This is a genomic window from Streptomyces sp. NPDC005728 (assembly GCF_040630895.1).
GTDB lineage: Bacteria > Actinomycetota > Actinomycetes > Streptomycetales > Streptomycetaceae > Streptomyces.
In genome coordinates, this window is the sequence record NZ_JBEXYL010000093.1 from 1 (window position 1) to 21,812 (window position 21,812).

Sequence of the window (21,812 nt, forward strand, 5' to 3'; positions counted from 1 at the left end):
CGGTCCGCTAGGGCCTGCGGACGCCACGAGCCCCGGTCCAGGGGTCAGGTCCTGGGACGAGCAGGCCCATGATCCGGCTGCGGCCCGCGCGCAGCTGGCGCGCGGACTCGCTGCGGACGTAGCCGAGCCGGTCGATCGCGGACAGCACGCGCGCACGGGTCTCGCTGGCCACGGTCTCCGGGCGGTTGATGACGTTCGACACCGTCCCCACCGACACTCCGGCGGCGCGGGCAACGTCCTTGATACCCACCGACTGGGCCATCGGGCGGAGACCTCCAGGAGAACGAGGGGCGGCGGGAAGGCCTTCACATTACCGTCATCGCCGCCCAGAACAGGCCGGTCACGCAGGGAGTGCGAAGTCCACGACATGGAGGGGCGAGGGGGTGGTGCCGCTCGACTTCTCCTGGTACATGAACGACAGCACGTCGTCCGTCCTGACGCGCAGCTCGTCGATCACGACCTCGCCGAACGCGTTCAGGTCGCTGCCGTCGTACAGCAGCGCCCAGTCCGTGTACCCGGAGGACTTCGACGCACCGGCGATCCGGCCGTACGGGAAGATCGCGTAGGCGTTGTCGTACCTGTCCAGGACCAGCTTGGTGCGCTGGCTGGAGTTCAGTGCGACGGGGATCTCGGTCTTCTGCCAGGTGCCGGTGGAGTTCTTGCGGAGGTGGAAGGCGCGGCCGTTGGCGGTACGGTCGGCGACGTAGTTCGTGGTGCACTGGCCGAAGCGGCCGGGGACGTAGCTGATGATCGCATGGGGCAGGCCGGCGGAGTCGGTGGCCTGGCTCTCCTGGTTCATCAGGGAGTGGTCGGGGTTGAGGGAGTCGACGACCAGTCCGGAATTGGTGACGGAGACCGTGTCCGGGCTTCCGGTGGTGCCCACGACCGTGCCCGCGTCGTTGCGCCAGGTGCGGCCGCGGTCGGTGGAGTGGACGTAGCCGGTGTCGTGGTTGGTGATGCCGCCGCTGTTGCACATCACGGCCGCGTTCTGCTCGCGCCAGGTGAAGAAGGCGTGCAACCGGCCGCCCGCGTCGTAGTCGATGCCGTGCAGGTACATGTTGCGGGCGGTGCTGGAGCCGTGCGAGCTGGTGTAGGTGCCGGTGGAGCCGGACCACTCCCCCAGCGCCGTCCAGGCCGAGCCGTCGTACTCGGCGAGGGCGTTGCGTCCGTTGCCGGAGATGCCGGCCCGGTAGCTGAGCTGGAGCCTTCCCTCGGGCGTGGAGACGAACTGGGGGTACGTGAACTGCGAGGTGAGGGTGAGTCCGTCGAGGGTCGTCTGTACGGCGCCGAAGACGGACGAGGTCCAGGACGTGGAGGCAGGGGCGTCGAGGAGTCCGGCGGCCGACTTGGCGTAGAAGAAGCCGTCGCTGTGGGAGTCCATGCAGATGTGGAGACGGCCGTCGGTCCTGGAGACGCCCATGGAGATGACGTTGTGGGAGTCGTCGCTCTTGAGGGTGTGGGAGAGGGTGACGGTCGACCAGGTGGAGCCGCCGAGAACGCGACGGGCGACGACGGCGTTGCGGGTGGAGGTGTACCAGGCGGCGTACTGGTGGCCCTTGTAGGTCAGCAGGCCGTTCTTCTGGAAGGAGTTGTTGTTGACCAGGCCGTCGTAGGACACGAAGTAGAGGGCCTGGGTGTCGAGTCGGGTGGTGCCCTTCTTGGTGACGGACGGGCCGGGGTCGGCCGCGTTCGCGGTGCCGGGGGCCGCCACGGCGGCCAGGAGGGCGGTCGCCAGCACGGTGCGTCTTCTCATCAGCGGGACTCCCAGGTCAGGCCAGGTGGAACACTTCGGTGAGCGGCTTCATCGCCTCGTCGGGCCGGGCGCCGTCCAGCGACTCGAAGAACGGCGCCATCTCCGCCTGCCAGCGGGCGTTGACGTCGGTGGCCTCCATGCCGGCCCGGGCGGCGGCGAAGTCCTCGGTCTCCACATAGCCGACGAGCAGGCCGTCTTCGCGCAGGAAGAGCGAGTAGTTGTGCCAGCCGGTCGTCCGCAGGGCATCGAGCATCTCCGGCCACACGGCGGCGTGCCGTTCGCGGTACTCGTCGAGGCGGTCCGCCCGGACCTTCAGCAGGAAGCACACGCGCTGCATCAACACCCCCTCGTCCACTAGAAGTTGAACTGGTCGATGTTCTTGGCGTCGAACACGGTCGGCTTGCCCAGGTTGATCACGCCGTCCTTGCCGAGGGTGTACGTGGTGTCGCCGGCCTTGAAGGTCTCGCCCTCCTTGCCGGTGATCTGTCCGGAGGCGAGGGCGACGGCGGTGCGCGCGGCGAGGTCGCCGAGCTTGGCCGGGTCCCACAGCTCGAAGGCGTCGACGGTGCCGTTCTTGACGTACTTGCGCATGTCGTTGGGGGTGCCGAGGCCGGTCAGCTTGACCTTGCCCTTGTACTTGGAGCCGGACAGGTACTGGGCGGCCGCCTTGATGCCGACGGTGGTCGGGGAGATGATCCCCTTCAGGTCCGGGTGCTCCTGGAGCAGGCCCTGGGTCTGCTGGAAGGACTGCTGGGCGTCGTCGTTGCCGTAGGCGATCTTGACGAGCCTGATGTTCTTGTACTTGGGGTCCTTCAGCTCGTCCTTCATGTAGCCGATCCAGGTGTTCTGGTTCGTCGCGGTCTGTGCGGCGGACAGGACCGCAATCTCGCCCTTGTAGCCGATCTGCTCGGCGAGCAGTTGCACCTCGGTGCGGCCCAGGTCCTCGGCGGACGCCTGTGAGACGAAGGCGTTACGGCAGCCGGGGTTGGTGTCGGAGTCGTAGGTGACGACCTTGATGCCGTTCGACATGGCCTGCTTGAGAGCGGTGCACAGCGCCCCCGGGTCCTGCGCCGACACGGCGATCGCGTTCACCTGCTGCTGGGTGAGGGTGTTGACGTAACCCACCTGGCCGGCAGTGTCGGTGGCACTGCTCGGGCCCACCTCCTTGTACGTCGAGCCCAGCTCGGCAAGCGCCTTCTCGCCGCCCTTGTCGGAGGTGGTGAAGTACGGGTTGTTGACCTGCTTGGGCAGGAAGCCGACGGTCAGCCCCTTCTTGGTGGCCGCGTTCGGATCGGCCTTGCCGGCGGAGGCGGCCGAGGCGTTGTCGGACTTGACGTCGTTCTTGGTGGTGCCGCCGCAGGCGGTGAGGGCGAGCGCGAAGGAGGTGGCCGCGGCGAGGGCGGCGCCGGAACGACGGAGGGACGATGTGCGCATAGCGGGGTCCTTATGACGAGGGTGAAGTGGACGCGCCCCCAAGGGGGCGCGGGGCTGCGTTGATTTGCGGCTGCGCCGCGTGGGCGCGACCAGCCACAACGGGCCCGCAGTTGACGAACGACCTATCCAGCGGAGCGAGCCGCCCTCGCGATCGCCACCTGGCGTGCGACCCGCGGGCCGAGCACAGATACGACGAGGAGCACACCGGTGACGACGATCTGCGACTGCGCGGACACGTTGGACAGGCTCATCACGTTCTGCAGCGCACCGAGCAGGAAGACACCCGCGATCGCACCGCCCAACGTGCCCTTGCCTCCGTCGAAGTCGATCCCGCCGAGCAGCACAGCGGCGACGACGGAGAGTTCGAGCCCGGTGGCATTGTCGTAACGCGCACTCGCATAGTGCAGAGCCCAGAAGATCCCGGTGAGCGAGGCCATCAACCCGGTCACCGTGAACAGGATCAGCTTGTGCCGCTTCACGCGGATGCCGGCGAACCGGGCTGCCTCCTCGTTGGCACCGATCGCGAACAGCGACCGCCCGAACGGGGTGGCGTGCAGGAGGACGACGGCGATCGCGAGCAGCACGAGGAAGGGCAGGAAGGACTGCGGGAGAAACGTGTCCCCCAGACGGCCGGCCGCGAAGTCCAGGTACTGCGTGGGGAAGTCGGTCACCGCGTCCGAGCCGAGCACGATCTGCGCGATGCCCCGGTAGGCGGCGAGGGTGCCGATGGTGACGGCGAGGGAGGGCAGCCCGAGCCGGGTGACGAGGAGGCCGTTGACCAGCCCGCACACCACTCCGAGCAGGAGACAGATCGGGATGATCGTCTCGATGGCCATGCCCTCGTTCCACAGCTTGCCCATCACCGCGCCCGACAGACCGGCCGTCGAGGCCACGGACAGGTCGATCTCTCCGGCCACCACCAGGAGGGTCATCGGCAGGGCGATCAAGGCGATCGGCAGGGTGTTGCCGATCAGGAACGACAGGTTGAGGGCGTTCCCGAAGCCGTCGACCGTGCCGAACGACAGCATCAACAGGACGACCAGGAGCGCGCCTACCACGGTGTCCCAACGGACCGCGCGCGTCAGGGACTCAGGCATGGCGGACCTTCCTCTTCTTCAGGGCGGCGGCCACCCGCAGCGCGACGATCCGGTCGACGGCGATGGCGAGCAGCAGCAGGACGCCGTTGATGGCCAGCACCCACACGGAGCTGACGCCGAGGGCGGGCAGCACACTGTTGATCGAGGTGAGCAGCAGTCCGCCGAGGGCGGCGCCGTAGACGCTGCCGGAGCCGCCGGTGAAGGCGACACCGCCGACCACGACAGCGCTGACGACGGTGAGTTCGTAGCCGTTGCCGGTGCCGGAGTCGACGTTGCCGAACCGGGCCAGGTACAGGGCGCCGGCGAGCCCGGCGAGGGCGCCGCAGAGAGTGTAGGCGGCCAGGATCCGCTTGCGGACGGGGATGCCGGCCAGGCGGGCGGCCTCCGGGTTGGAGCCGAGGGCGTACAGCTCGCGGCCGCTGCCGAAGTGCTTGAGGTAGTAGGCGGTGGCGACGAGTACGGCGAGCGCGATCAGGGCCAGCCAGGGAATCGCCGCGAGCCCGCCGGAGCCGAAGTCCACGAATCCGCCGGGGAGATCGGCCGCGGTGATCTGCCGGGAGCCGACCCAGATCGAGTCGATGCCCCGGATGATGTACAGCGTGCCGAGGGTGACGACGAGCGCGGGCACCTGGCCGAGGCTGACGAGCAGCCCGTTGAGGAGACCGCAGCCGACGCCGAGCAGGACGGCCAGGGCGATCGCGACGACGGCGTTCCCGCCGCCGTGCAGCCAGGTGCCGGCGGCGAAGGCGCTGATGCCGAGGGTGGAGCCGACGGACAGGTCGACGTTCCTCGTGATCACCGCCAGGGACTGGCCGGTGGCGACCAGCACCAGGATCGTGGCGTTGAGCAGCAGGTCCTTGATGCCCTGCTCGGACAGGAACTCGCTGTTGCCCGCCTGGGTGACGGCGATCATCACCAGGAAGACGGCCAGGATGGCGAGTTCGCGCATCCTGAAGACGCGGTCGACCAGCCGGGTGCCGCTGGACTTGGGCACGTCGCCGGGCGGTGCGTGGTCGGGCGCGGTCACCGTCATACGGCGGCCCTCCCGGTGGCTGCGGCCATCACGGTTTCCTCGGTGGCTTCGGAGCGGGGGATCTCGGCGGCGATCCGGCCCTCGTGCATCACCAGCACGCGGTCGGCCATGCCGAGGATCTCGGGCAGGTCGGAGGAGATCATCAGGACGGCCACCCCGTCGGCGGCCAGCTGGGACAGCAGCCGGTGGACCTCGGCCTTGGTGCCGACGTCGATGCCGCGGGTGGGCTCGTCCACGATCAGTACCTTCGGACCGGTGGCCAGCCACTTGGCTAGGACGACCTTCTGCTGGTTGCCGCCGGAGAGGGTGGAGACGGCGTCGGCGATCCGGGCGTACTTCACCTGGAGCCTGACCGCCCAGTCGAGGGAGCGGCTGCGTTCGGCGCCGCGGTCCATCAGCCCGGCCCTCACGGTCGTACGAAGTCCGGTGAGGCCGATGTTGCGTTCGATGGACAGGTCCATCACCAGGCCCTGGGCGCGCCGGTCCTCGGGGACCAGGGCGAGACCCGCGGTCATCGCGGTGGACGGCGCGCCGTTGGTGAGCCTGCGGCCGTCGACCTCGACCTCCCCCGCGTCCCACCGGTCGACGCCGAAGACAGCGCGGGCGACCTCCGTGCGGCCGGCGCCGACGAGCCCGGCGAGGCCGACGATCTCGCCGCGCCGGACCTCGAAGGAGACGTCGGTGAAGACGCCCTCACGGGTCAGCCGGCGCACGCTGAGGGCGACTTCGCCGGGGGTGACGTCCTGCTTGGGGTACAGCTCGTCCAGGTCGCGGCCGACCATGCGGCGGACCAGGTCGTCCTCGGTCATGCCGTCGAGGGGCTCGCCGGCGATCCGGGCGCCGTCCCGCAGCGTGGTCACCCGCCGGCAGATCCGGAAGATCTCCTCCAGCCGGTGGGAGATGAACAGCACCGCTGCGCCCTGTTCGCCGAGGGTGCGCACGACGCCGAAGAGCCGGGCGACCTCGCTGCCGGTCAGGGCGGCTGTCGGCTCGTCCATGATCAGGACGCGGGCGTCGAAGGAGAGTGCCTTGGCGATCTCCACGATCTGCTGGTCGGCGATGGACAGACCGCGCGCGGGGCGGTCGGGGTCGAGGTCCACGCCGAGCCGCCGCATCAGGGCGGCGGTGGCCGCACGGGTGGCCTTGTGGTCGATCCGGCCGAGGGCGCGCCGGGGCCGGCGGCCCATGAAGATGTTCTCGGCGATCGACAGGTCGGGGAAGAGGGTCGGTTCCTGGTAGATCACGGCGATGCCGGCGTCGCGGGCGTCACCGGGGCCGTGGAAGACGACGGGCTCGCCGTCGAGCAGCACCTGACCGGCGTCCGGTCGGTGCACGCCGGCGAGCGTCTTGATCAGGGTCGACTTGCCCGCGCCGTTCTCACCGGCGAGGGCGTGCACCTCGCCGGGGAACAGCTCCAGGGAGACGCCCCGCAGGGCGCGTACGGCGCCGAAGGACTTGGACACGTCCCTCAGGGCCAGCACCGGGGCCGGTCCCGGGTCAGGCGGGTGGGTCATGGGTGGCTCCTCGACGACGCCCGAGGCGGTCCCCGCGGCGTCGTGAAAGGTTTCAACTGGATTGCCGGGACGTTAGGCACCCCGGCCATGTCACGTCAATGGGTCCGTGTCGAAAAAATTTCGATAGCCGAAGGTCGCGCCCGAGTCACGGAGAACAGGGTCGGCCAGAGTGCTTGACACCCCCCAGGTGGGCTCATAGCTTGCCGTTCTGAATCGTTTCACATGCTCAGTCGTTCGACCGGACCCCACAGGAGCCCTCAAGTGACCGATCTCGCTGCGGTGAAGGCCGCGCTCAAGACACAGGCCGTCGAGACGCCGTCGTGGGCGTACGGGAACTCGGGGACCCGGTTCAAGGTGTTCGCCCAGCAGGGCGTTCCGCGCGATCCGCAGGAGAAGGTGGAGGACGCGGCGCAGGTGCATGCGTTCACCGGCGTTGCACCGACCGTCGCCCTGCACATCCCTTGGGACGAAGTGGCGGACTACGCGGCCCTGGCGAAGTTCGCCGAGGAGCGCGGGCTGGAACTCGGCGCGATCAACTCCAACACGTTCCAGGACGACGACTACAGGCTGGGCAGCATCTGTCATCCGGATGCGGCGGTGCGTCGCAAGGCCGTCGACCATCTGCTGGAGTGCGTCGACATCATGGATGCGACGGGCTCCGCCGATCTGAAGCTCTGGTTCGCGGACGGTACGAACTATCCCGGTCAGGACGACGTACGGGCGCGGCAGGACCGGCTGGCCGAGGGACTCGCCGAGGTGTACGCGCGGCTCGGGGAGGGGCAGCGGATGCTGCTGGAGTACAAGCTCTTCGAGCCGGCGTTCTACACGACGGACGTGCCGGACTGGGGGACGGCGTACGCGCACTGTCTGAAGCTCGGGCCGAAGGCGCAGGTCGTGGTCGACACAGGGCATCACGCGCCGGGGACCAACATCGAGTTCATCGTCGCCACGCTGCTGCGGGAGGGGAAGCTCGGGGGGTTCGACTTCAACTCCCGGTTCTACGCGGACGACGACCTGATGGTGGGGGCCGCGGATCCGTTCCAGTTGTTCCGGATCATGTACGAGGTGGTTCGGGGTGGGGGGTTCACCTCCGAGGTCGCGTTCATGCTCGATCAGTGCCACAACATCGAGGCGAAGATTCCGGCGATCATCCGGTCCGTGATGAATGTGCAGGAGGCGACGGCGAAGGCTCTGCTCGTCGACCGGTCGGCGCTGGCTTCCGCACAGGCCGCCGGGGACGTGCTGGGCGCCAATGCCGTGTTGATGGACGCGTACGACACGGATGTGCGGCCGTTGCTTCGTGAGGTGCGGGAAGAGATGGGGATCGATCCGGATCCGATCGCCGCGTATGCCCGGTCCGGGTGGGCTCAGAAGATCGTTGCTGAGCGGGTCGGAGGGCAGCAGGCCGGGTGGGGGGCGTAAGCGTCTGCCGGGTTCTGTTCGCGTGCGGGGTGCGGTCCGTAGGTGGCTGGTCGCGCCCACGCGGCGCAGCCCGCAGATTGACGCAGCCCCGCGTCCCCAGGGAAGTGCACTCACCCTCTTTCACGTAAGGACCGGAAGTTCATGGCACCGCACCACGAAGCCGCCGCTCTGCTCGCCCGCTCCCATCGGCTCGGCGCCGATCCGCGCAATACCAACTACGCCGGCGGCAACACCTCTGCCAAAGGCACCGGCACCGACCCCGTCACCGGCGGCGACGTCGAACTGATGTGGGTCAAGGGCTCCGGCGGTGACCTCGGGACCCTTGCCGAGTCCGGACTCGCCGTGCTGCGGCTGGACCGGCTGCGTGGGCTCGTCGACGTGTACCCCGGCGTCGAGCGCGAGGACGAGATGGTCGCCGCGTTCGACTACTGCCTGCACGGGAAGGGCGGGGCCGCTCCGTCCATCGACACCGCGATGCACGGGCTGGTCGATGCCCCGCATGTCGATCACCTGCATCCCGACTCGGGTGTCGCGCTCGCCTGCGCCGCCGACGGGGAGAAGCTGACCGCCGAGTGCTTCGGCGACCGCGTGGTGTGGGTGCCGTGGCGGCGCCCCGGGTTCCAGCTCGGGCTGGACATCGCGGCGATCAAGGAGGCCAACCCGCAGGCCGTCGGCTGCGTTCTGGGCGGGCACGGCATCACGGCCTGGGGCGGCACCGCCGAGGAGTGCGAGCGGAACTCGCTGCACATCATCCGCACCGCCGAGGCCTTCCTGGCGAAGAAGGGGAAGGCCGAGCCCTTCGGCCCCGTCGTCGAGGGGTGCGAGGCCCTGCCCGAGGGCGAGCGGCGGGAGCGGGCCGCGGCCCTCGCGCCGTACGTGCGGGCCATCGCCTCGCAGGACAGGCCGCAGGTCGGCCACTTCACCGACGCGGACGTGGTGCTGGACTTCCTCTCCCGCGCCGAACACCCGCGGCTGGCGGCCCTCGGCACCTCCTGCCCGGACCACTTCCTGCGCACCAAGGTACGGCCGCTCGTCCTCGACCTTCCCCCGTCGGCACCGCCGGCGGAGGCGGTCGCCCGGCTGCAGGAGCTGCACACCGCCTACCGCGAGGAGTACGCCGCCTACTACCAGCGGCACGCACTGCCCGACTCCCCCGCGATGCGCGGCGCGGACCCCGCGATCGTGCTCGTCCCCGGCGTGGGCATGTTCTCGTTCGGCAAGGACAAGCAGACCGCCCGCGTGGCCGGAGAGTTCTACGTCAACGCGATCAACGTGATGCGCGGGGCCGAGGCCGTGTCGGCGTACGCGCCGATCGAGGAGGCGGAGAAGTTTCGCATCGAGTACTGGGCCCTCGAGGAGGCCAAGCTCCAGCGGATGCCCCCGCCGAGGCCGCTGGCGACCCGGGTGGCCCTGGTGACCGGGGCCGGCAGCGGGATCGGCAGGGCGATCGCGCACCGTCTGGTCGCCGAGGGGGCGTGTGTCGTCGTAGCGGATCTCGACGCCGCGAACGCAACCGCCGGCGCCGAGGAACTCGGCGGGCCCGACAAGGCCGTTGCCGTGACCGTCGACGTCACCTCCGAGGAGCAGATCACCGCGGCCTTCCAGGCGGCGGTGCTCGCCTTCGGCGGGGTCGACCTGGTGGTGAACAACGCGGGGATCTCCGTCTCCAAGCCGCTGCTGGAGACTTCGGCCGAGGACTGGGATCTCCAGCACGACATCATGGCCCGCGGCTCGTTCCTGGTGTCGCGGGAGGCGGCCAGGATGATGATCGCGCAGGGGCTGGGCGGGGACATCGTCTACATCGCCTCGAAGAACGCCGTCTTCGCCGGGCCCAACAACATCGCCTACTCCGCGACCAAGGCCGACCAGGCCCATCAAGTGAGGCTGCTGGCCGCCGAGTTGGGCGGGCACGGCATCCGGGTCAACGGGGTCAACCCGGACGGTGTGGTGCGCGGCTCGGGCATCTTCGCGGGGGGCTGGGGCGCACAGCGGGCCGCCGTGTACGGGGTACCGGAGGAGAAGCTGGGCGAGTTCTACGCACAGCGGACCATCCTGAAGCGGGAGGTACTGCCGGAGCACGTGGCGAACGCGGTGTTCGCCCTCACCGGCGGGGATCTCACGCACACCACCGGGCTGCACATCCCGGTCGACGCGGGTGTGGCGGCCGCGTTCCTGCGATGAGCGGGGGGACGAGGGCGTACGCCGCCGTCGACCTGGGCGCGTCCAGCGGACGGGTGATGGTCGGGCGGGTCGGGCACGACGCGCTGGAGCTGAGCGAGGCGCACCGGTTCCCGAACCGGCCCGTGCGCGTGCCGGAGGGGCTTCGCTGGGACGTTCTCGCGCTGTATGCCGGTGTGCTGGACGGACTGCGGGCGGCCGGACAGGTCGACTCCGTCGGCGTCGACAGCTGGGCCGTCGACTACGGCCTGCTGGACGCCGGCGGGGCCCTGCTCGGCAACCCGGTGCACTACCGCGACGCCCGGACCGAAGGCGCCGGGGAGAAGGTGTGGGCGACCGTGCCGGCTGCCGAGCTGTACGCGGCCACCGGGTTGCAGTACGCCCCCTTCAACACCCTCTACCAGCTGACGGCGGCCCGCTCGACCGCCCAGTTCGCCCACGCCAGGCGGCTGTTGCTCATCCCCGACCTGCTGACGTACTGGCTGACCGGCGAGCAGGGAACCGAACTGACCAACGCCTCCACCACCCAGCTGATCGATCCCCTGACGCGTACGTGGTCGCACGACGTCGCCGAGCGGCTGGGTATCGATCTCGGGCTGTTCGCGCCGCTGCGTCAGCCGGGTGATCCGGCCGGTGTGCTGCGCCCGGAGGTGCTGGAGGAGACGGGGCTCACCGGGCCGGTGGCGGTGACCGCGGTCGGCTCGCACGACACGGCGTCGGCGGTGGCCGCGGTCCCGGCCGTCGGCGAGCGCTTCGCCTACATCTGCACCGGCACCTGGTCCCTGGCCGGCCTGGAGCTGGCCGCGCCGGTGCTCACCGAGGAGAGCCGGGCCGCGAACTTCACGAACGAGCTGGGGCTCGACGGCACGGTCCGCTACCTGCGCAACATCATGGGACTGTGGCTGCTCCAGGAGTGCGTACGGGCCTGGGGCGAGCCGGATCTGGGGCTGCTGCTGCGTCAGGCGGCCGGGGTGCCGGCGCTGCGGTCGGTGGTGGACGCCGGGGACGAGGCGTTCCTGGCGCCGGGCCGGATGCCGGAGCGGATCGCCGAGGCGTGCCGGGCCTCGGGGCAGCCGGTGCCCGAGACGCCCGCCGAGATCACGCGGTGCATCCTCGACTCCCTCGCCCTCGCCCACCGGCAGGCCGTCCGGGACGCGCAGCGGCTGGCCGACCGTCCGGTGGACGTCGTGTACGTCGTCGGCGGCGGCACCCGCAACGCGCTGCTGTGCCAACTGACCGCCGACGCGTGCGGGCTGCCGGTGGTGGCGGGCGCGACCGAGGCGGCCGCCCTCGGCAACGTCCTCGCGCAGGCCCGGACCCACGGGCTGGTCGGCGACCTCGCCGACATGCGCCGGCTGCTCACCCGTACCCAGCCGCTGACCCGGTACGCGCCCCGGGGCGACACCGCGCGCTGGCGGGATGCGGCGGCCCGGCTCGCCACGCGGTGAGCCGCCCCCTCCCTTCGGCGGTGTCCGCCCATTACCCTGCACTCGTCCGATGACCGACCCCGAGGAGCCGCGATGCGTGTCGCTCTGTTCCTGACCTGTGTCAACGACACGCTCTATCCGGACACCGGCCGAGCGGTGGTGAAGCTGCTGACCAGACTGGGTGTCGAGGTCGACTTCCCGATGGCGCAGACCTGCTGCGGGCAGGCGCACTACAACACCGGCTACCGGCACGAGGCAGAACCGCTCGCCCGCCATTTCTCCGATGTCTTCGGGGAATACGAGGCGATCGTGACCCCGTCCGGATCGTGCGGGGCGATGGTGCGGGAACTGTATCCGCGCATCGGCGAGCGGGCCCGCGCCGAAGGACGCGGGGACACCCTCGCCCGGGCACTGGCCCCCGTGGTCCCCAAGACGTTCGAACTGACGGAGTTCCTGGTCGACATACTGGGGGTGACGGACGTGGGCGCCTACTACCCGCACACGGTCACCTACCACCCGACCTGCCACGGCCTGCGCGGCCTCGGACTCGGCGACCGGCCCCGGCGGCTGTTGCAGGCGGTCGAGGGACTGGAGCTGGTCGAGCTGCCGGGTGCCGAGGAGTGCTGCGGGTTCGGCGGCACCTTCGCGCTGAAGAACTCCGACGTCTCGGCGGCGATGGGCGCGGACAAGGTGCGAGGCGCCGAGTCGACCGGCGCCGAGGTGCTGTGCGCGGCCGACAACTCCTGTCTGATGCACATCAGCGGCACCATGACCCGGCTCGGGACGGACGTACGGCCGGTCCACATCGCGGAGATCCTGGCGAGCACGGAGGAGGAGCCGGCCGTATGAGCGGGACGTTCGTGGGGATGCCGGCCTTTCCGGAAGCGGCGCGGGAGGCCGTCGGCAACCAGACCCTGCGCGGGAATCTGCGCCACGCCACGCACACCATCCGCGCCAAGCGCGCCAAGGCCGTCGGCGAGGTGTCCGACTGGGCGGCTCTGCGGGAGGCGGGCCGGCGCATCAAGGACCACACCCTGCGCCATCTGGACCGCTATCTGGTCCAGATGGAGGAGGCGGTCACCGCCGCCGGGGGTACGGTCCACTGGGCCGCCGACGCCGACGAGGCCAACCGGATCGTGGCCGAACTCGTCAAGGCGACCGGCGAGTCGGAGGTCGTCAAGGTCAAGTCGATGGCCACGCAGGAGATCGGGCTCAACGAAGCCCTGGAGGCGGAAGGGATCCGCGCCTACGAGACCGACCTCGCCGAGCTGATCGTCCAGTTGGGCAAGGACCGGCCCTCGCACATCCTCGTCCCGGCCATCCACCGCAACCGGGGTGAGATCCGGGACATCTTCCGCACCGAGATGGGCACATGGGGCCGCCCCGCCCCCGAGGGCCTGACCGACACGCCCGCCGAACTCGCCGAAGCCGCCCGCCTGCATCTGCGCGAGAAGTTCCTGCGGGCCAAGGTCGGCATCTCCGGCGCCAACTTCATGGTCGCCGAGACCGGCACGCTCGTCGTCGTCGAGTCCGAGGGCAACGGCCGGATGTGTCTCACCCTGCCCGAAACGCTGATCTCCGTCGTCGGTATCGAGAAGACCGTCCCCACCTGGCGGGACCTGGAGGTCTTCCTCCAGACACTCCCCCGCTCCTCCACGGCCGAGCGGATGAACCCGTACACGAGCATGTGGACCGGCACGACGGACGGCGACGGCCCGAGGACCTTCCACCTGGTGCTCCTGGACAACGGCCGCACCGACACCCTCGCCGACGAGGTCGGCCGCCAGGCGCTGCGCTGCATCCGCTGCTCGGCCTGTCTGAACGTCTGCCCGGTGTACGAGCGGGCCGGCGGCCACGCCTACGGCTCGGTGTATCCGGGCCCCATCGGCGCCATCCTCAGCCCCCAGCTCCGGGGCACGGCAAGCGAGATCGACGCCTCGCTGCCGTTCGCATCGAGTCTGTGCGGGGCCTGCTACGAGGTGTGCCCGGTCGCCATCGACATCCCCGAGGTGCTCGTGCACCTGCGGGAGCGGGTCGTGGAGGGCGGCCAGGTGATCCGGAACGGCAACAAGGTGGTGCTCAAACCGGCCAAGGGGCACGCGGCCGAGCGGGCGGCGATGCGTGCGGCACGCTGGGCGTTCTCACGCCCTGGTGTGCTGCGCACGGGCCAACGGCTCGCTTCCCGCAGCCGCCGCCTCCATCCCCGTACGCTGCCGGGACCCGGCAGGGCGTGGAGCGGGACACGGGATCTGCCCGCCGTGCCGGCGGAGCCGTTCCGCGACTGGTGGCAGCGCACCAACGGCGGGAACGCCGGCAAGGGAGACGCGAAGTGAGCAGCAGGGACCGGATCCTGGGCCGGGTACGGCGCGCGCTCGCGGACGTACCGCGGGACGAAACGCCGTACGAGGAGGCTGTGCCGCGCGACTATCTACGCGAGCACGGTGAACGGAGCGTCGAGGAGACGGTGGACCTGCTCGCCGAGAACCTGGCGGACTACCGGGCGATCGTGCACCGTTGCACCGGCGGCGAACTTCCGGCACTGCTTGCCCGGTTGCTGGCGGATCGGAAGGCGGCGTCGGTGCTGGTGCCACCGGGGCTGGAGGAGGGCTGGCTGGCACAGGTGGACGCGACGCGGGTCGCGGACCGGGCCGACAGCACGCCGAACGAGCTGGACCAGGTGGACAGCGTCGTCACGGGCTGCGCGGTCGCCATCGCCGAAACCGGCACCCTCGTCCTGGACGGCGGCCCGGACCAGGGCCGCCGCCGGATCACACTTGTCCCCGACCACCACATCTGTGTCGTACGAGTCCCCGACCAGGTCGTCGCCGCCGTCCCCCAGGCCCTCGAACGACTCGATCCGGCACGTCCGTTGACCTGGATCTCCGGCCCCTCGGCCACCAGTGACATCGAACTGGACCGGGTGGAGGGGGTGCACGGGCCGCGGACGCTGGAGGTCGTGCTGCTCGGCTGACGGGCGGTGGCCGACAGGTGTTCACGTAGGTTCGCATGTCCCGTGTCCCTCTCTCCATGACGGGCGCCCTTGTCCCGCCCTTGGAACGACAGCGTGAGACGAGCATGCGTCTCCGTCGTGCTGCCCGAACGGACAGCGGGTCCTGTCCAAGGTTCGGGTGACCGGATCGGGACTCGGCCGTTGGTTGGGTATGCGATGGCGCTGGATGGTGGCATGGTCGTTCAGCGCCGTGGTCACCGGTGGGTTGATGTCCGTCTGGGCCTTGGGGAGTGCTGACCAAGTCTCGGCTGCCGCTTCGGTGCTCGGGACTGTGGTCGGCCTGCTGGGGGTGCTGGCAGTCTGGGCGTGGCGGGGCAAGCCACACCACAAGAGCTCCGACACGGGGCAGATCGCGGAGACGGCACAGACACTTGCCCGCGTTGTGCGGCGCCAGTGGGAGGACGAGGCCATCCTGCGGCAGCTCTTCGAACCCGCACCTCTGCCCGTGAGCTGGACACTTAGCCGGCGTGGGGAGCTCATGGATTGCAGCACGCGGGGGGATACCGCAATCCTGTGCCACACACATGCCCCCGACCAGCTGATCGAGACGTTCCATCGGGCCACACGTCAGCGCATGGTCGTGCTGGGGCCTGGTGGTTCGGGAAAGACGACCTTTGCTGTGCTGCTTCTTCTCGCCCTGCTGAGGACGCGCGACTGCGATGACCCGGTACCAGTGCTGTGTCCGCTGTCCTCCTTCGATCCGTCACGCGAGAGCGCTCGGGACTGGCTGCAACGCCGCATCACCGAGGACTACCCCGCACTGAGTGATGTCCGGCGATACGGCACCAGCTCCATCGTGGAGCTGCTCACCGAGCACCGTCTGGTGCCCGTGCTCGACGGACTCGATGAGGTACCTGTAGCACGCCAGGCAGCGGTCCTGGCAGCCCTCAACGACACCTTGCCAACAAGCGCACCGCTCGTACTGACCTGCCGCACCGACGACTTTGCGCGCGCCGTACGGGAAAGCAGGCCCCTGGGGAACGCAGCCGTCCTGGAGCCCGCGCCGCTCCACGTCGGTGAAGCACTTGCTGCGCTACGCCTGGCTGCTCCCACTCAGCGCCGTCCCGCATGGGACGCCTTGGCCGATCACCTCGCCCAGACCCCCGAATCACCAGTCGGCCACGTCCTGACCAGCCCCCTGATGGCGACCCTGGTCCGATGTGTGTACGGCGGCGGAGACCATGATCCCACCGAGCTGGCCGACCTCCGCCGCTTTCCCACTCTCCCCGCTGTTGAGCATCACTTGCTGGACGCGCTCATTCCGACTCTGTATGCGCGCTCCCGGCGACAGGACCCCACCAGAGGCTGGAACCCCGAGAAAGCGCGGCGCCACCTGACGTTCCTTGCCCAGGGACTGAGCAAACACGGCAGCTTCGACTTTGCCTGGTGGAAGCTCCACACATGGAGCTCCGCGCTGACCAAACCCTGGCGGCGCGCCGCTACGTGGCTGGCGATCACTCTCGTCGGGCACCTTGTCACCAATCCGCTGCTGGTGCCCCTCTTCGGGATGCCGTTGAAGATCGTGCCCATGTGCATGGCGCAAGCGGCTGCGGTCGTGCCCGTGTTTCTCCTCAGCAGCCGGGGTTCGCGTTCCCTGGCGAGGACTGGGCATCGGACTGGCTTCTCTGCCCTCGTAGCCCTCAGCGGCGGTTTGGCCGCCACCCCGGCCACCGTGCCCTTCCTGCCGGGTACGAGCATGGCGCCCAAGTTCCTCGAAGCCACCGCCTTCGTCGGCGTGTGCCTGTGGCTGGTTCTTCTCACTGCGGGCCTGCCCGCCCCGCCGGAACTGCCGAACCGCGGCCGTCCCGGCATGGTTCAGTGGCGACGACGTCTGGCCCGCGCATTGGGCAGCGTGGCAGGTGTCGCCGTCTCGTCCGCGCTGTTCTTCGCGAGCTACGCGGCATACGTGCACAACGACGGAGAGCCGCGTTTCCTGGCCAGCCTGCGCGACGGGCTGGTGATCGGTGCCGTCCTGGGCATTGGACTCGCCTTCTTCCGCTGGGTCAGGTCCTCCCCCGCTGTAGACGATCAGGAAACCGTTGAGGAGACACTGCGCGCTGATCGTCTACTTGCACTGCTCGGCGGAGGAGCCTGCGCCTTCCTCTTCGTGCTGCCCGACGCCGGTGTCAGGACGAGTATCTGGTTCGCCAGCACAGTCACAGATCTCGCCATCGTGACCGCTTTCCGGCTCCTCGACATCGGGGTCATCGGGTTCGTACTCGCACTGGCCACCTGCGCCTGGCCGTACTACGTCATCGCTCGAATCCAGTTTGCTATCCGTGGGCAACTACCCTGGCAGCTACAGGCATTCCTTGCGGACGCCCATCGCCTCGGCATCCTGCGCAGGGTGAACTCGACGTACCAGTTCCGCCATGCCCGACTGCAAACCCGGCTCGCTGAAAGCACTCGGCTGCCGGAGCCACGCACTCCTGCCGACGGCCTACCAGGCGCACATTCCGATTCAACGACCTCACCGTGAGCCGTGTGGCGTGCCCGCCGGGCACCGCGCGGGCGCGCCCGTTAGCGTGAGGGAATGATCCGGTTCGAGCAGGTCACCAAGCGGTATCCGGACGGTACGACAGCTGTGGACGGCCTCTCCTTCCAGGTGTCCGAGGGGGAACTCGTCACGCTCGTGGGCCCCTCGGGCTGCGGCAAGACGACGACCATGATGATGGTGAACCGGCTGATCGAGCCGACCTCCGGCCGGATCTTCGTGAACGACGAGGACATCGCCCGGATCGACCCGGTGCGGCTGCGCCGCCGGATCGGCTACGTCATCCAGCAGGTGGGCCTCTTCCCGCACCGCACGGTGCTGGACAACACCGCGACCGTGCCGGCGCTGCTCGGCTGGAAGCGGGCTAAGGCGCGGGCCCGGGCCGCCGAGCTGCTCGATCTGGTGGGTCTCGACCCGAAGACGTACGGGCCGCGCTACCCCGAGCAGCTGTCGGGCGGCCAGCGGCAGCGGGTGGGCGTGGCGCGGGCGCTCGCGGCGGACCCGCCGGTACTGCTGATGGACGAGCCGTTCGGCGCGGTCGACCCGGTGGTGCGCGAGCAGTTGCAGGACGAGTTCCTGCGCATGCAGGCTGCGGTGCGGAAGACGGTGCTGCTGGTCACGCACGACATCGAGGAGGCCGTCCGGCTCGGCGACCGCATCGCCGTGTACGGGCAGGGCCGCATCGAGCAGTTCGACACGCCGGGCGCGGTGCTCGGCGCGCCCGCCACGCCGTACGTCGCCGGGTTCGTGGGCGCCGACCGGGGGCTGAAGCGGCTGTCGGTCACCGAGATCGAGCCGGACGATCTCGAACAGCCGCCGGTGGCCCGGATGGACGAGCCCGTCGAGCGCGCGGCGGAGCGGTTGCGGACCGAGGGCGCCCGCTGGGCGGTGGTCCTCGACGCGCACGATGATCTGCGTGGCTGGGTGGGCCTCGACAGGCTGGCCGCGGGCGGCACGGTCGGAGACCTCACACACCGGATGACCGCCTGGGTGCCGGTGGGAGCACCACTGAAGCAGGCGTTCGGGGTGATGCTCCAGTACGACGCCGGGTGGGTCGCGGTGCTGGACGGAGCCCGCTTCCTCGGCGTGCTGACCCCGGCGAAGCTGCACGAGGCGCTGCGCCGCTCGGTGGACGCGGACGCGCGGGGTGTCGCGCGGGGTCAGGTGCCGTTCGACTCGGTCTCGGACGCCTGAGGCGGGCGGTCACTTCAGCAGGCCCTTGTTCTTCAGATAGGTCCGCGTCACGTCGGCCGGCAGCCGGCGCCAGCTGTCGACCTGCCGGTTCAGGTCCGCCAGGTCCGCCGTGGTGAGGACGTCGTTGAGCCTGCCCAGGGCGTTCGCCACACCCGTGCTGCCCGCACGGGAGCGGTTGACGACCGGGACGACGTAGTCGGCGTTCTGCAGATGCCTGTCGTCGGCGAGCAGGACCAGGCCGAACTGGTCGAGGGTGGCGTCCGTGGTGGTGGTCAGCACCATCTGGTCCCGGCCGTCCTGGACGGCTCGCTTGGCCTGGGTGGTGCCGACGCCCTTCGGGTCGACCGCGGTGACGTCGATGCCGTACACCTTCTTCAATCCCGGTTCGCAGTACGGCCGTTGCACGCACTCGTCACCGGCGGCGAGCCGCACCTCCAGCTTCGAGGCACCGAGGTCGCTGAGGGTCCTGAGACCGTGCTGCCGGGCGTAGGCGGAGGTCACCGCGAAGGCGTTCTGGTCGACCGCGCGGCCGGGCGCGAGGACCGTGAGTCCGCGGGGTGTCGCGAGTCTGCGCAGGGCTTTCATCGTGGCGTCGAGGTCGGGTGAGCCGACCGGTTTCGCGGCGGCGCCGTGGGTCTTGGCGTTCAGCCAGTCGGCGAAGGTGGCCGCATACTCCGGTACGACGTCGATCTGGCCGGCCTCCAGGGCCGGTTCGTACAGCTCCCGGTTGGCGACCGTGAGGATCGAGGTCTTGTAGCCGGCCCGGTTCAGCAGCTGCGCGTACATCTGGGCGAGCAGGTCGCTCTCGGTGAAGCCGGCCGAGCCGATGGTCAGGTGGCGGCTGTCGCCGGGCGGTGCGGTGACCGCGCCGCGGTTCTCCAGGGAGGGACCCGTGGAGCAGGCGGTGAGGGTGAGGAGCACGGCCGCCGTCATCGCGGTACGGACCCTCATCGGCCGCCCCGGGCCCATGCCGGTGCCAGGCGTTCGGCGACCTCGAAGACGCCCTCGACGATCAGGGCGAACACGGCGACGAGCAGGGCGCCGGCGACCACCTGGGGCGTGCTGGCCAGATTGAAGCCCGCCGTGATGATCCGGCCGAGGCCGCCGCCGCCCGCGAGCGCGGCGATGGTGGCGGTGGCGACGAGCTGGACGGCGGCGATCCGCACCCCGTTGAGGACCATCGGGAGCGAAAGGGGCAGTTCCACGTGGAACAGCATCTGTCGCCCCGTCATGCCCATGCCCCGCGCCGCCCGCACGACGCTCCGGTCGACCTCGCGCATGCCGACATAGGCGTTGGTGAGCAGGGGCGGCACGGCGAACAGCACCAGGGCGACCACCGTGGGCCCCTCGCCCCACTTCCCCACCGGGGTCAGCAGGAGCAGGACCAGTACCGCGAAGGTGGGGACGGCCCGGCCGATGTTGGAGATGTTGACGGCGAGCGCGCCGCCCCTGCCGAGGTGGCCGAGGACCAGCGCGACGGGCAGCGCGATCAGGCAGCTGAGGAAGAGGCAGACGATGGTGAGCACCAGGTGCTGGAGCAGCCGGTGCCAGACGCCGTCCTCGCCGGACCAGTGCGCGGGGTCGGTGAGCCAGTCCCAGGCGGCGCCGAGTGTGTTCATGCGCGGGCCGCCCGCGCCCAGGGGGTGATCAGCCACTGCACGCCCAGCAGGAGCAGGTCGGCGGCGACGGCGATCAGCACGCAGAGCACGGAAGCGGTGAGCACCTGGGCCTTGAAGTAGGTGTTCATGCCCGCGTAGATCAGGTTGCCGAGGCCGCCGTAGCCGACGATCGCGCCCACGGTGACCAGGGAGACCGCCGACACGGTCGCGATGCGCAGTCCGGCCATCGCGGCGGGCAGGGCCAGGGGCAGTTCCACGGTCAGCAGCAGCCGGACCGGACCGTAGCCGAGGCCGCGCGCGGCCTGCCGGGTCTCCTGGGGGACCGCGCGCAGCCCGGCGAGGATGTTCCGCACGAGCAGGGTGAGCGAGTAGAGCACCAGTCCGGCGACGACCAGGGTGGCCGAGAGGCCGTAGAGGGGCAGGAGCAGGGAGAACATCGCCAGGGACGGGATGGTGTAGAGGATCGTCGTCACGCCGAGGACCGGGCCGGCGGCCAGGACCCAGCGGCGGGCCAGCACCGCCAGCGGCAGGGCGATCGCGAGACCGATGAGGACCGACACCACCGTCAGCTGGAGGTGCTGGACGACCGCGTCGAGGAGGATCTGGCGGCGGGTGCTGAGATAGGCGCCGCAGATCCACTCGTTGCGCGCGAGGCAGTCGTCCGGGGGCGCGGTCACCCCTCCATTGCACCGGGCGGGCGAGCGGGTCGGCGCGTTGTGGTGGCCCGTACGGGCGGCGGACCACGGGGGTGGCTCGTACGAGGCGGCGGACCACAGGGCCCGTACGGGGTGCGGACCACGGGGGGGGCCGGTATGGGGGTGGCGGACCAAGGGGTGGCCCGTGCGGGGGGCGGATCACGGGGCCCCTACGGGGGGCCGGACCACGGGGCCCGTACGGGGGACTGGGCCACGGCGGGTGCCCAGATGCCGGGGGGCGGACCACGGCGGGCGGCCAGATGCCGCCGCCCGCGCGCCCCGAATGGGAGCGGCGGACGACAGGGTGTGGGTGTGGGCTACCTCATGCCGGTCGCACCGTCCCTACTTCACTCCCGCCGCGTCCAGCAGCGCCGTCACCGTCGCCGTGGCGAGTCCGTCGTCCAGGCGCTCCACGCGGGCGCCGGCCCGGGCGCTGGCGCCGTCGAAGACCAGCATGAGCTGGCGGGCGAGCAGCTCGGGGGTGCGGGCGCCGCCCCGTTCGGCCTCGGTGCGGAAGTCCCGCTCCAGCTGTTCCTTGGCCGCGCGGGCGACCACGCTCGCGGGATGTTCCGGGTTCTTCAGCTCGACCAGTACGGCCAGATACGGGCAGCCGCGGTAGTCGGGGTCGGTGGAGGCCCGCTCCACCTGTTCGAAGACGTGCAGGATGCGCTCGCGCGGTGTCCCGGCCTCCGGGTCCGCGGGCGCGAGCAGGGCCGCGTACCGGGGGATCCGCCGCTCCAGGCTCGCGGCGAGCATCTCGTCCTTGCTGTCGAAGAGCTGGTACATCGACCGCTTGGAGACACCCGCCGCGCGGCACAGCGCCTCGACACCGATGGAGACGCCGTCGCGGTAGAAGAGCTGACCGGCCGCGTCGAGCAGCCGGTCCCGGGGAGACGTCTTGTCCGTGGTGGCCATAAGGCGAGGTTACCGCGCCCGGACACT

At 70.3% G+C, this 21,812-nt stretch carries 18 protein-coding genes and 1 pseudogene; 8 read left to right on the top strand and 11 right to left on the bottom strand.

Going from position 1 to position 21,812, the window contains the following annotated elements:
• Window positions 1-55: 55 nt before the first annotated feature.
• From ABZ471_RS38385 to ABZ471_RS38415, 7 genes and pseudogenes are all read right to left on the bottom strand, one after another.
• Window positions 56-262: pseudogene (locus tag ABZ471_RS38385) on the bottom strand (LacI family DNA-binding transcriptional regulator); the annotation flags it as partial.
• 78 nt (window positions 263-340) lie between these two features.
• On the bottom strand, window positions 341-1,753 hold the full coding sequence (locus ABZ471_RS38390) for a BNR repeat-containing protein (protein WP_359073243.1): 1,413 nt from the start codon (window positions 1,751-1,753) through the stop codon (window positions 341-343).
• Window positions 1,754-1,769: 16 nt separating this feature from the next.
• Window positions 1,770-2,090, bottom strand: a complete 321-nt coding sequence (locus tag ABZ471_RS38395) for an L-rhamnose mutarotase (RefSeq protein ID WP_359073245.1) — start codon at window positions 2,088-2,090, stop codon at window positions 1,770-1,772.
• Between the two features lie 17 nt (window positions 2,091-2,107).
• Window positions 2,108-3,187: a rhamnose ABC transporter substrate-binding protein gene (gene rhaS, locus ABZ471_RS38400; RefSeq protein WP_359073247.1), complete on the bottom strand. Its 1,080-nt coding sequence runs from the start codon at window positions 3,185-3,187 to the stop codon at window positions 2,108-2,110.
• Between the two features lie 122 nt (window positions 3,188-3,309).
• Window positions 3,310-4,284, bottom strand: a complete 975-nt coding sequence (locus tag ABZ471_RS38405; RefSeq protein ID WP_359073249.1) for an ABC transporter permease — start codon at window positions 4,282-4,284, stop codon at window positions 3,310-3,312.
• Window positions 4,277-5,317 (bottom strand): ABC transporter permease, encoded by a 1,041-nt coding sequence (locus tag ABZ471_RS38410; RefSeq protein WP_359073251.1) that lies wholly within the window; start codon window positions 5,315-5,317, stop codon window positions 4,277-4,279. The genes ABZ471_RS38405 and ABZ471_RS38410 overlap by 8 nt, the downstream gene beginning before the upstream one ends.
• Window positions 5,314-6,831: a sugar ABC transporter ATP-binding protein gene (locus ABZ471_RS38415; RefSeq protein ID WP_359073252.1), complete on the bottom strand. Its 1,518-nt coding sequence runs from the start codon at window positions 6,829-6,831 to the stop codon at window positions 5,314-5,316. Before ABZ471_RS38415 ends, ABZ471_RS38410 begins: the two co-directional genes overlap by 4 nt.
• Window positions 6,832-7,092: 261 nt before the next feature.
• Here ABZ471_RS38415 and rhaI point away from each other — a divergent pair, with 261 nt between their 5' ends.
• From rhaI to ABZ471_RS38455, 8 genes are all read left to right on the top strand, one after another.
• A complete protein-coding gene (gene rhaI / locus ABZ471_RS38420) occupies window positions 7,093-8,253 on the top strand; it encodes an L-rhamnose isomerase (RefSeq protein ID WP_359073253.1) in 1,161 nt (386 codons plus the stop codon).
• Window positions 8,254-8,394: 141 nt separating this feature from the next.
• Complete coding sequence (locus ABZ471_RS38425) at window positions 8,395-10,434, top strand: bifunctional aldolase/short-chain dehydrogenase (RefSeq protein WP_359073255.1); 2,040 nt, start codon at window positions 8,395-8,397, stop codon at window positions 10,432-10,434.
• Window positions 10,431-11,879: a rhamnulokinase family protein gene (locus tag ABZ471_RS38430; protein WP_359073257.1), complete on the top strand. Its 1,449-nt coding sequence runs from the start codon at window positions 10,431-10,433 to the stop codon at window positions 11,877-11,879. The genes ABZ471_RS38425 and ABZ471_RS38430 overlap by 4 nt, the downstream gene beginning before the upstream one ends.
• A 72-nt stretch (window positions 11,880-11,951) precedes the next feature.
• A complete protein-coding gene (locus tag ABZ471_RS38435) occupies window positions 11,952-12,707 on the top strand; it encodes a (Fe-S)-binding protein (protein ID WP_359073258.1) in 756 nt (251 codons plus the stop codon).
• Window positions 12,704-14,191 carry a LutB/LldF family L-lactate oxidation iron-sulfur protein gene (locus ABZ471_RS38440; RefSeq protein WP_359073260.1) on the top strand — a complete coding sequence of 496 codons (1,488 nt, stop codon included), beginning with the start codon at window positions 12,704-12,706 and terminating at the stop codon, window positions 14,189-14,191. Before ABZ471_RS38435 ends, ABZ471_RS38440 begins: the two co-directional genes overlap by 4 nt.
• Window positions 14,188-14,829 (top strand): LUD domain-containing protein, encoded by a 642-nt coding sequence (locus tag ABZ471_RS38445; RefSeq protein ID WP_359073262.1) that lies wholly within the window; start codon window positions 14,188-14,190, stop codon window positions 14,827-14,829. Before ABZ471_RS38440 ends, ABZ471_RS38445 begins: the two co-directional genes overlap by 4 nt.
• Before the next feature lie 205 nt (window positions 14,830-15,034).
• Window positions 15,035-17,347, top strand: coding sequence for an NACHT domain-containing protein (locus ABZ471_RS38450; RefSeq protein WP_359073264.1), 2,313 nt, complete (start codon window positions 15,035-15,037; stop codon window positions 17,345-17,347).
• A gap of 54 nt (window positions 17,348-17,401) precedes the next feature.
• On the top strand, window positions 17,402-18,556 hold the full coding sequence (locus ABZ471_RS38455; RefSeq protein ID WP_359073266.1) for an ATP-binding cassette domain-containing protein: 1,155 nt from the start codon (window positions 17,402-17,404) through the stop codon (window positions 18,554-18,556).
• A gap of 9 nt (window positions 18,557-18,565) precedes the next feature.
• On the opposite strand, the gene ABZ471_RS38460 is transcribed toward ABZ471_RS38455, so the two are convergent.
• The 4 genes from ABZ471_RS38460 to ABZ471_RS38475 form a co-directional block, all read right to left on the bottom strand.
• Window positions 18,566-19,507 carry an ABC transporter substrate-binding protein gene (locus tag ABZ471_RS38460; protein ID WP_359073268.1) on the bottom strand — a complete coding sequence of 314 codons (942 nt, stop codon included), beginning with the start codon at window positions 19,505-19,507 and terminating at the stop codon, window positions 18,566-18,568.
• A complete protein-coding gene (locus ABZ471_RS38465) occupies window positions 19,504-20,175 on the bottom strand; it encodes an ABC transporter permease (protein ID WP_359073270.1) in 672 nt (223 codons plus the stop codon). Before ABZ471_RS38465 ends, ABZ471_RS38460 begins: the two co-directional genes overlap by 4 nt.
• Window positions 20,172-20,852 (bottom strand): ABC transporter permease, encoded by a 681-nt coding sequence (locus ABZ471_RS38470; protein ID WP_359073272.1) that lies wholly within the window; start codon window positions 20,850-20,852, stop codon window positions 20,172-20,174. The genes ABZ471_RS38465 and ABZ471_RS38470 overlap by 4 nt, the downstream gene beginning before the upstream one ends.
• Window positions 20,853-21,212: 360 nt before the next feature.
• Window positions 21,213-21,785 (bottom strand): TetR/AcrR family transcriptional regulator, encoded by a 573-nt coding sequence (locus tag ABZ471_RS38475; protein WP_359073273.1) that lies wholly within the window; start codon window positions 21,783-21,785, stop codon window positions 21,213-21,215.
• Window positions 21,786-21,812 lie beyond the last annotated feature (27 nt).